Below are 3,792 nucleotides of genomic sequence, written 5' to 3'. Positions count from 1 at the left end.
GTGCGCAATTGCGCACTCGGCCGGGACGACGGTGGAGTGTTGGACGGCTGGCGGTGGCCATTCAATCGATCATCTCAGCCTTGGTCGCGGCCTGGCTGGGCCCGTTCCGGTCGCGCCAGAACCAGACGGTCACGACGCCGGAGCGGCCGCGGACCTGCGTGAGCAGGGGGCCTGTCAGGACGCCGTCGGGAGCGCCGTGGAAGTCGGCGGCATCCAGCAGCGTATCGGTCAACGCGAGCCGCGCATCGTTCTGGGCCGCGACCTCCATCAGCCGGCTCGCGACGTTGACGGTGTCGCCGGTCGCCGTGATGTGCTGGTGGCTTTCGCCGAGACGGGAGGCGACGATCGGGCCGAAATGCGCGCCGATCTTGAAACCGACCTGGCCTCCGATCGCAGGGGGCAGCGAGGCGATCCAGCGTTCGACGCCGCGATGCAGGTCGATCGAACATTTCAGCGCGCGCGCCGCGTCATCCGGCATTGCGTGTGGCAGTCCGAACAGGAGCATGGCGCCGTCGCCGAGAAAGCCGGTGACCATGCCGCCGCAATCGACTGCCGCCTTGTCGATCAACGCGTGAAACGCCTTCAGGAGATCCCTGAGTGCGTCCGGATCGGTCCGCTCGCTCAGCGCCGTGAAGCCGGAGAGATCGATGAAGACCACGGCGGCATCCTGCCGGACAGGCTTCGACAGGAAGTTCGGATCGCGCGCCAGCCACTCCTGCACGGCGGGTGCCTGGAATAGCGCGAGCGATCTGCTCTTGGCGGCGAAATACTGCGTGCGGCGGCCTCCCGCCCATAGCTGCACGCCGGCAAAGATCGCAACGGGCGGGATCGCGGCCGCAAGCGTGGTCGCGCCGTTCAGCCAGACCCCATGCGTGAACGCGAGCAGATTGAGCCCGGCCCAGGCGATCATCACCGCCGCCGCCGCCATGATGCCGAGCGCGCTGCGCCGCCAGGCGAGCAATCCCACCAGCAGCACCGGCAGCAGGATGGCGGCGAGCGCGTCGGCGATATGCACCTTGCGGTCGCGCACGATGCCGTCGCCGGCGACGAGATGGGTGATCGCGGTGGAGATCACCTCGACGCCGGGCATGAGCGAATCGAACGGCGTCGGATAGAAATCGCCGCCGCCGGCGACCGAGGCGCCGATCACGACGATCCGGTTCTCGATGGCGGCGCGACTGAGCGTGCCGTCGAAGATGCTCTGCGCGCTGACGGTGCGGATGGTGCGGCGCGGACCGTAATAGGTGATCGGCAGCGCGAAGTCGGTGTCGGTCGGCACCACGCGATCGCCCAGCATGAGGTGATCCGGCGCGATCGTCAGCGGCTTGTCGAGCGCGCGGGTCGCGACGCGCAAGGGGAATGACAGCTCGACCTTGTCGTGCGTCCGGAACAGCATCGGTACYGAGAGCGGCGAGCCGGATTGTCCCGTCGCGACGTTGACGACGCCGACCTCGGCGTGGGCGACAAATGCGGGCAAGGGCAGCAGGAAGCGCTCGGCCTGCGGCAGGACGGTGAGGGGACCCTCGCTGCTGGGCGCCACGGTCTCGCTGGCAGTCGGGAAGATCGCCGCGGCGGCGAGAACCATGGGACCGGTGGCGAGCGTGTTGGCCAGCGTGGCATCGCCGATCGCGGCGCTGCGGTCGACTAGCAAGAGGTCGATCGCGACGACCTTCGGCTTGAACTGCACGATAGTGTCGACGACACGGGCGAGATCGGCGCGCGGCAGGGGATAGCTGCCGCCGCGTTTGACGACGGTGTCGTCGATCGCGACGATGGTGACGAGATCGGGCGGAACCTGCACGCCGCGGATCTGCGTCCGCAGGTCGGTCAGGGTTGCTTCGAGGTGGTCGAGAAAGCGCAGATGGCCGTTGGCGTGAGCGGCATAGATGCCTGCACCCCACAGCGCGGTGAGGACGAGTGCCACCAGGATCTGAACGCGTCTAGTCATTACGTGCTGCAATCTTCTTTACTGCAATCTTCTTCGTTTTGTCGTGCGGGCCTTATTGACCCAGTCTTGCCATCAGCGCGTCGACGCGCGACTGGCCCCAAGTCTTGACGGTCAATGGACCGGTTGCCTCGACATCGACGCCTTCGCCAGGGCCCAGAACGACGCCGCGTCCGCGGCTCCTGCGGCTCACGCCGACACGGCCGTCGGCGACGAAGACCGAGGTTTTTGCATCGGCGACGTCGACGGCCCATTTGGTGCCGCGCACGGCGGCGATCGCCTGCGGCGTCAGCACCTTGAAGGGATTGCCGCCGGGCTTTTTGGGCACCTCGACCAGCAGCGCTTTGCTGCTCAACTCCACGGAGTCTATATGTCCGTCGCGGTTGGCGTCCTTAAGTTCAAATCTGGCGCCGTTTTCCGCAACGATGGTGATGCCGTTGTCGCAGCGCCAGGTCTGCGTGCCGGCGGCGGAGAGCGACGCCGTGCAGCCCGCATTGGCAGGCTGCGCGGCCACGTATCCCGTCAACAACGACGACCACGCCAGGGCGAGAAACCCGGCACGTGCGATCCCTCTCATGCCAGCCTCCGTTTGCGTGCGTGGCACAGTTCAAGGCGATGTTGATACGGTACCGTATCACGCGCAGAGGCTGCTGAAAAGTGCCGCTTCCCGCAGGTATTTAGTTGCCGCGGTCTTTTCCAGACCGGCGCGATCAACTTTCAGTCAGGGAGCCGTGCTGCGTGAGCGCTCGGTGCGATGTGTGATGTGCGTGAGCGTTGCCGCCATGTCGCTGACGTCGGTGCGTCGAAAGACGGAGGGTGCGTCTGTGCGCGCCAGCCTCGCGCAATGCTTCGCGGCTATGCTCCGGCGGTATTGAAGACCACGAAAATGACTTGGTTGGATGCGCCTAGAGAGGCCGTCGAAGACGTCCGCTGAGCGCACCGATCAAGCCGAGAATTATAGTTAACAGACGCGGCTAAGTCCGTAGTTCTGCGGACTTTTTTCTCGAAATGGGACAGCGCTAACGCGGTGCCTCACATCTGCCCGAACTTAATCTGCATTTAACTAAAAGTCGCCTTAATGACGCTCCGACCGCCTGCGAGATGCTGTTCCCGGATCGTGACCAGCGGCACTTCGAAGGGGGACTGAGTGACACCGTCCTGGACGCAAGGCGAATGAGTACGAGTATCGCTGCGCAAAGTAACGCGGCACGGAAGTCCAAAAATCCTGGCAAGAATCCACATCGGAAGCCTTCCCGGAAAATGACCACCCAAAACGTGCTTGGCGCCGCCTTGATCGGCTGCGTCGTGCTTGGCGCCGGCTGGACCGTCTACAGCAACATCTTCGCCGCCAGCGTCTATCCGACCGTCGGCAGCAACGGCTACGACGAGCCCGTGGTCAAGCGCGCGCCCAAGGTCGCGCTGCGCGAGGCGGGCGACGCCATCAAGGAAGCCTTCGCACTCCTGCCGGACCGTTTGCAGGTCGCCGCGCCGATCTCGCGCGAGATGTTCAACGAGCGCTTTGCCGCGGCTGCGACCCAAGGCGTGGAATCCAATGCGGCGAGTGCCGTAGCCCAGGCGCCCGCAACGAAGGTCGCCGACACCGCGAAGCCGAGCGTGATCGCGAAGGTCGCCGAAGCGCTGAAGCCGTCCGCCCCGGCCAAGGTTGCCGACAAGACTGCGGACAAGGCCAAGCGCGCTCCGGATGCGCAGATGCAACTGGCTTCGGCCGATCCGGCCGGGGTCGTGCCGGCGCCCGAGGCGAAGCCGAAATCCTTTGCCGACCGCGCCAAGGCCGCGGTGATGTCGATCACCGGGCCGCGCCAGTCGATGGTCGAAAAGCTCTGGGG

The 3,792-nt window shown here is 65.6% G+C and carries 2 protein-coding genes and 1 pseudogene; 1 reads left to right on the top strand and 2 read right to left on the bottom strand.

The window, feature by feature from the left end; translation table 11 throughout:
* Window positions 1-61 precede the first annotated feature (61 nt).
* Complete coding sequence (locus AC1D00_RS31295) at window positions 62-1,948, bottom strand: CHASE2 domain-containing protein (RefSeq protein WP_477013315.1); 1,887 nt, start codon at window positions 1,946-1,948, stop codon at window positions 62-64.
* Between the two features lie 52 nt (window positions 1,949-2,000).
* Window positions 2,001-2,522 carry a FecR domain-containing protein gene (locus tag AC1D00_RS31290; protein ID WP_477013314.1) on the bottom strand — a complete coding sequence of 174 codons (522 nt, stop codon included), beginning with the start codon at window positions 2,520-2,522 and terminating at the stop codon, window positions 2,001-2,003.
* Window positions 2,523-3,205: 683 nt separating this feature from the next.
* Here AC1D00_RS31290 and AC1D00_RS31285 point away from each other — a divergent pair.
* A pseudogene (locus AC1D00_RS31285) lies at window positions 3,206-3,792 on the top strand (hypothetical protein); the annotation flags it as partial.

This window comes from Bradyrhizobium sp. P2_E8 (assembly GCF_056403875.1).
The sequence above is the reverse complement of the archived record's forward strand: the minus strand, read 5'-3'. Positions and strand labels throughout refer to the sequence as shown.

What these genes read in the sequence shown, in the direction of transcription:
- AC1D00_RS31290 (WP_477013314.1), bottom strand. Translation starts at nt 2,522, where the DNA reads ATGAGAGGGATCGCACGTGCCGGGTTTCTCGCCCTGGCGTGGTCGTCG.